This is a genomic window from Mesorhizobium sp. P3_A9 (genome assembly GCF_056402975.1).
Genome location: NZ_JBFUGJ010000393.1, coordinates 1 through 5088, shown reverse-complemented (window position 1 = coordinate 5088; position 5088 = coordinate 1). Strand labels below are relative to the sequence as shown.

The 5088-nt window shown below is 64.4% G+C and carries 6 protein-coding genes; 5 read left to right on the top strand and 1 reads right to left on the bottom strand.

Translation table 11 applies throughout. From position 1 onward, the window contains the following. Positions 1 to 127 precede the first annotated feature (127 nt). Entirely contained in the window at positions 128 to 844 is a 717-nt protein-coding gene (gene rph, locus AC1DX0_RS30800; RefSeq protein WP_477219021.1) for a ribonuclease PH, read from the bottom strand. A gap of 191 nt (positions 845 to 1035) precedes the next feature. Between rph and hrcA the strand changes: the two genes are divergently transcribed. From hrcA to AC1DX0_RS30775, 5 genes are all read left to right on the top strand, one after another. Beyond that, positions 1036 to 2121: a heat-inducible transcriptional repressor HrcA gene (gene hrcA / locus AC1DX0_RS30795; RefSeq protein WP_477219022.1), complete on the top strand. Its 1086-nt coding sequence runs from the start codon at positions 1036 to 1038 to the stop codon at positions 2119 to 2121. Positions 2122 to 2144: 23 nt separating this feature from the next. Then, on the top strand, positions 2145 to 2342 hold the full coding sequence (locus AC1DX0_RS30790) for a hypothetical protein (RefSeq protein ID WP_027041026.1): 198 nt from the start codon (positions 2145 to 2147) through the stop codon (positions 2340 to 2342). A gap of 96 nt (positions 2343 to 2438) precedes the next feature. Beyond that, positions 2439 to 3803 (top strand): PQQ-dependent sugar dehydrogenase, encoded by a 1365-nt coding sequence (locus tag AC1DX0_RS30785; RefSeq protein WP_477219023.1) that lies wholly within the window; start codon positions 2439 to 2441, stop codon positions 3801 to 3803. 289 nt (positions 3804 to 4092) lie between these two features. Further along, entirely contained in the window at positions 4093 to 4710 is a 618-nt protein-coding gene (locus AC1DX0_RS30780; protein ID WP_477358207.1) for a LysE family translocator, read from the top strand. A 173-nt stretch (positions 4711 to 4883) separates the two neighbouring features. Continuing rightward, positions 4884 to 5088, top strand: a 205-nt coding sequence (locus AC1DX0_RS30775; RefSeq protein ID WP_477358205.1) for a pyridoxal-phosphate dependent enzyme, incomplete at its 3' end; no start/stop codon positions are given.

Genomic DNA, 5088 nt, shown 5'->3' with positions numbered 1-5088 from the left:
GCGTCAAAGCTGGCTCATGGCTTGCAATGTCGGTGATTGGCGAAACCCGCGACCACAGCCGATCTCCCCCCTTGCGGGGGAGATGGCCGGCAGGCCAGAGGGGGGTGCCTTGGCTCGGCATCGAAAACTACGCCACCGCCATCTGCTGCAAACTCACCAGGCGTTGAATGCCCTTCTTGGCGAGGCCCATCAATTCCCCGAACTGATCCTCGGAAAACGGCTCGCCCTCGGCGGTGCCCTGGATCTCGACGATGCCGCCCTTGCCGGTCATGACGAAATTGGCGTCGGTGCCGGCCGAGGAATCCTCGAGATAGTCGAGGTCGATGACCGGCTGGCCGTCATGGATGCCGCAGGAAATCGCCGCGACGTGGTCCTTCAGCACCTTGGCAACGCTCGCCATCTGGCGTGCTTCCATCCAGCGCAGGCAGTCATACAGCGCCACCCAGCCGCCGGTGATCGAGGCGGTGCGGGTGCCGCCATCGGCCTGGATGACGTCGCAATCGACGGTGATCTGCTGTTCGCCCAGCGCCTGCAGATCGACCACGGCGCGCAGCGAGCGGCCGATGAGGCGCTGGATTTCCAGCGTGCGGCCGCCCTGCTTGCCGGCGGAGGCCTCGCGGCGCATGCGCTCGCCGGTAGAGCGCGGCAGCATGCCATATTCGGCGGTGACCCAGCCCTTGCCGGAATTGCGCATCCAGCCCGGGACCTTTTCCTCGAGGCTGGCGGTGCACAGGACATGGGTATCGCCGAACTTCACCAGGCACGAGCCTTCGGCATGCTTGGAGACGCCGCGCTCGAAGGAGATGGCGCGCATTTCGTCGAATTGGCGTTTGGAGGGGCGCATTCAGGCTTCTTTCTTGTCACTTTTTGGAATCTTGGCCGGCTTGTAGCCGCATGGGGCGCATGGCGCAAAGGAAAATGGCCTGACGACCCCGCCCCGATGATCTGACACAGACACCGGGTGATCTGACACAGACACCGGGTTGCGCGGCCCCGGCGTAGGTCTATATCTTGAGACCGGAGGTTTTTGGCCACATGACCAAAGCAGTCGCCGAACCCAGTCTGCTGTCGCCCGCTCTGCAATCGCTGGATATGCGCTCGCGCGACATCTTCCGGCGCATCGTCGATTCCTATCTCAGGGATGGCGAACCCGTGGGCTCGCGCAGCCTGTCGCGCATCCTGCCCTCCTCGCTRTCGCCGGCCACCATCCGCAACGTGATGAGCGACCTCGAGCATCTCGGGCTGATCTACGCGCCGCATATTTCGGCCGGACGGCTGCCGACGCAGGCCGGCCTGCGTTTCTTCGTCGACGCCTTCATGGAACTTGGCGACCTCTCCGACGAGGAGCGCCGCACCATTGAGGCGCAGGTGCGGGCCTCCGGCTCGGGCGCGACGCTGGAACACATGCTGACCGAGGCCAGCCAGATGCTGTCGGGCATGTCGCGCGGCGCCGGCCTGGTGCTGGCCGCCAAGAACGAGGTGGCGCTGAAGCATATCGAATTCATCCAGCTGGAGCCGACCAAGGCGCTTGCCGTGCTGGTGTCGCAGAATGGCGATGTCGAAAACCGCGTCGTCGAACTGCCCGCCGGCATCACCGTCTCGCAACTGCACGAGGCCTCGAATTTCCTCAACGCGCACATTCGCGGCCGTACGCTGGCCGAGGCGCGGGTCGAGATCGCCCGTATCAAGGAAGAGACCAGGGCCGCCCTCGACACGCTGTCGCAGGACCTTGTCGAGAAGGGGCTGGCTGTGTGGGCAGGCGCCGATAGCGGCCTGCCGGCGCGGCTCATCGTGCGCGGCCGCGCCAATCTGCTCGAAAACGTCACCGCCCAGGCCGATATCGAACTGCTGCGGCACCTGTTCGAGGACATGGAGACGCAGGACGGGCTGATCCAGTTGCTTGACCTTGCCGAGGAGGGATCGGGCGTGCGCATCTTCATCGGCTCGGAAAACAAGCTGTTCTCGCTGTCGGGTTCGTCGCTGGTGGTCGCGCCCTATCGCGACAAGGATGCCCGCGTCGTCGGCGCGCTCGGCGTCATCGGCCCGACCCGGCTCAACTATGCCCGCATCGTACCGATGGTCGATTATACGGCGCAGCTGATTTCCCGCATGCTCCGTTGAGCTGAGAACCGAGGAGAAAAAGAATGGCGCTCGAAGAATTCAAGGCCCGGATCAGCCTGCTGCTCGAGGAGATGGTCAACCAGCCGGAGGACCAGCACGAGATCCAGGAACAGCTGCGCGAAAAGCTGCAGGAAATGCGCGCCATGGGCCTGCCGCTGCCGGCCGATCTCGTCGCGCTGGAAAAACGCCTCGACGACGATTTTTTAGCTGCCGGGACATAGACCGGAAACCGGACTTTCGCTTCCAGCGCATCGTGTGAGGCGGAACCCGGGGACAAACCGGCCGTTGGTTTCCTTCGCGACCCGATGGAGGACAAAATGATCCGATTGGCCGGACTGGTGCTTCCCGCCCTCTTTCTCACAGCCACGGCATTCGCCCAGCAGGTGGACCATCCGGTGCTGAAGGGCGCGGCCGCCTTCGGCGACTGGCGCGCCGACAGACCGGGCGTGCGCCGCCTGATCAAGCCGGAAGACCTGCCCAAGCCCTATGTCACCAAGTCCGCCTCGAACGGCGCCGGCCTTGCCGACATGCCGGCAGGCGCGAAACCGCAATTGCCGCCGGGTTTCTCGGCCGAGCTGATCGCGTCCGGCATCGACAATCCGCGTGTCGTGCGCGTCGCACCCAATGGCGACCTGTTCGTCGCCGACAGCGAGGCCAACCAGGTCCGCGTCTACCGCCTGGCCAAGGACAGCGCCAAGCCCGCCGAAGACGGCATCTTTGCCGGCAATCTCAACCAGCCCTATGGCATTGCCTTCTATCCGCCAGGCGATGACCCGCAATGGGTCTATGTCGCCAACAGCGACAGCATCGTGCGCTTTGCCTACCGCAAGGGCGACCTGAAGGCGTCAGGCGAACCGGAAACCATCGTCGACAACATTCCCTCGAACCATCACTGGACGCGCGACATCGTTTTTTCGCCTGACGGCAAGACGCTCTATCTGTCGGTCGGCTCGGGTTCGAACGTCGCCGAGGATATGGGCAAGGCGCCGGATGGCGGCCTGGACGCGTGGGTCAAGGCGAAGCCGCTGGGCGCCACCTGGGGCTCCGAAGAAGGCCGCGCCGACGTGCAGGCCTTCGACCCGGACGGCAAGAATGGCCGCATCGTCGCCACCGGCCTGCGCAATTGTTCGGGCATGACCGTCCAGCCGGCGACCGGCGCGCTGTGGTGCGTCGTCAACGAGCGCGATGCGCTCGGCGACAATGTGCCCACCGAATACGCCACCTCGGTCAGGGACGGCGCCTTTTACGGCTGGCCCTGGTACTATATCGGCAACCACGAGGACCCGCGCTACAAGGGCGCGCGTCCCGATCTTGCCGGCAAGGCAACCATTCCCGACGTGCTGATGCAGGCGCATTCGGCGCCGCTCAACATCGCCTTCTACGACCGCAAGGACTTGCCCGCCGACAGCGGCTTTCCCAAGGAATACAGGGGTGACGCCTTTGTCGCCCTGCACGGTTCGTGGAATCGCGGCAACAGGACCGGCTACAAGGTCGTCCGCTTGCTGTTCAGGGATGGCAAGCCGACCGGCGAATACGAGGATTTCATGACCGGCTTCGTCGTCTCCAATGGCGAGGTGTGGGGCCGGCCGGTGGGCGTGGCGGTGGCGGCCGATGGCGCGCTGATCATGACCGAGGACGGCAACGGCACGATCTGGCGCGTGACCTATGGCGGGCGGTCCTGAGGAGGTTGCTTGGGCAGCGCAGGCCCCCTCACCCGGATTGCCGAAACCGAATTGCGAAGGGCAATTCGGGGCAATCCGACCTCTCCCCGGCGGGGAGAGGAGCCGTTCAGCGCCGGCGCCTTCCTCTTCTCCCCTCGCGGAGAAGGTGGATCGGCGCGCAGCGCCGAGACGGATGAGGGGGCCTTCTCCAAGTGTCCCAGATAGCTGGTGCAATGGATTCCGCCCCCTAGGGAATTCAACCGGTAGCCCGTCCCATGCGATAATACCCTCCGATCTGGAACCACCCGCCATGACCTTCACCGGCTTCCTCGCCTACAGTGCCGCYCTCGGCATCGCCGCCGCCATTCCCGGCCCCGGCGTCACCGCGCTGGTCGCGCGGGCGCTCGGCTCCGGCTTTCGCTCGTCGCTGGCCATGTCCTTTGGCCTGATGCTGGGTGACCTCACCTATTTGACCGCCGTGGTGCTCGGACTTGCTTTCGTCGCGCAGACCTTCGGCATGGTGTTCCTGGCCATCAAATGGCTGGGTGTCGCCTATCTCGCMTTYCTCGGCTGGCGCTTCTGGACCGACGGCATCACGCCCGAAACSGTCGARGCGAAAAAGGGCRAGGGCGGACTGSTKTCSAGCTTYATCGCCGGCCTCACCGTCACGCTCGGCAATCCGAAGACGATGATCTTCTAYCTCGCCATCACGCCGACCATCGTCGACCTGAAGACSATCACGCTSGYCGACTACGGCATYCTCGTCGCGCTSACSGTCGTCGTSYTGYTSGTSGTGCTGGTGCCCTAYCTSGCGCTGGCSGCCAAGGCGCGCTGGTTCCTGAARTCRCCGCGYGCGCTGAARGYGCTGAACCGAACCGCTGCCGGCTTCATGGTCGGCGCCGCGGCAGCGATCGCAGCCCGCCAGTAGCTTCTATTCGGCCAAAATATTCCAGATAACGGCATTCTCAGGAAACCCTTTTCCGGGGCAATGCGGTTTTAGACAAGAGGCCCACTCGGATATTTTCCACCGACGGTCTATCTTGCGGCCGAAGGCGCTATATCCTCGCCGGCCACTTGCCTGAAATCCTGGGAGCGAAACCAATGAACAAGCCCGTCACCTCCGCCCGCGTCCCCGGCCGCGGCCGCATCTACAATTCSATCACCGASACGATCGGCGACACRCCGCTGGTRCGGCTCGACAARTTCGCCAAGGAAAAAGGCATCGTCGCCAATCTCGTCGCCAAGCTCGAATTCTTCAACCCGATCGCCTCGGTCAAGGACCGCATCGGCGTGGCGATGATCGAGG

Coding starts and splice junctions, on each gene's coding strand:
- rph (WP_477219021.1), bottom strand. CDS start 844: ATGCGCCCCTCCAAACGCCAATTCGACGAAATGCGCGCCATCTCCTTC.
- AC1DX0_RS30785 (WP_477219023.1), top strand. CDS start 2,439: ATGATCCGATTGGCCGGACTGGTGCTTCCCGCCCTCTTTCTCACAGCC.
- AC1DX0_RS30790 (WP_027041026.1), top strand. CDS start 2,145: ATGGCGCTCGAAGAATTCAAGGCCCGGATCAGCCTGCTGCTCGAGGAG.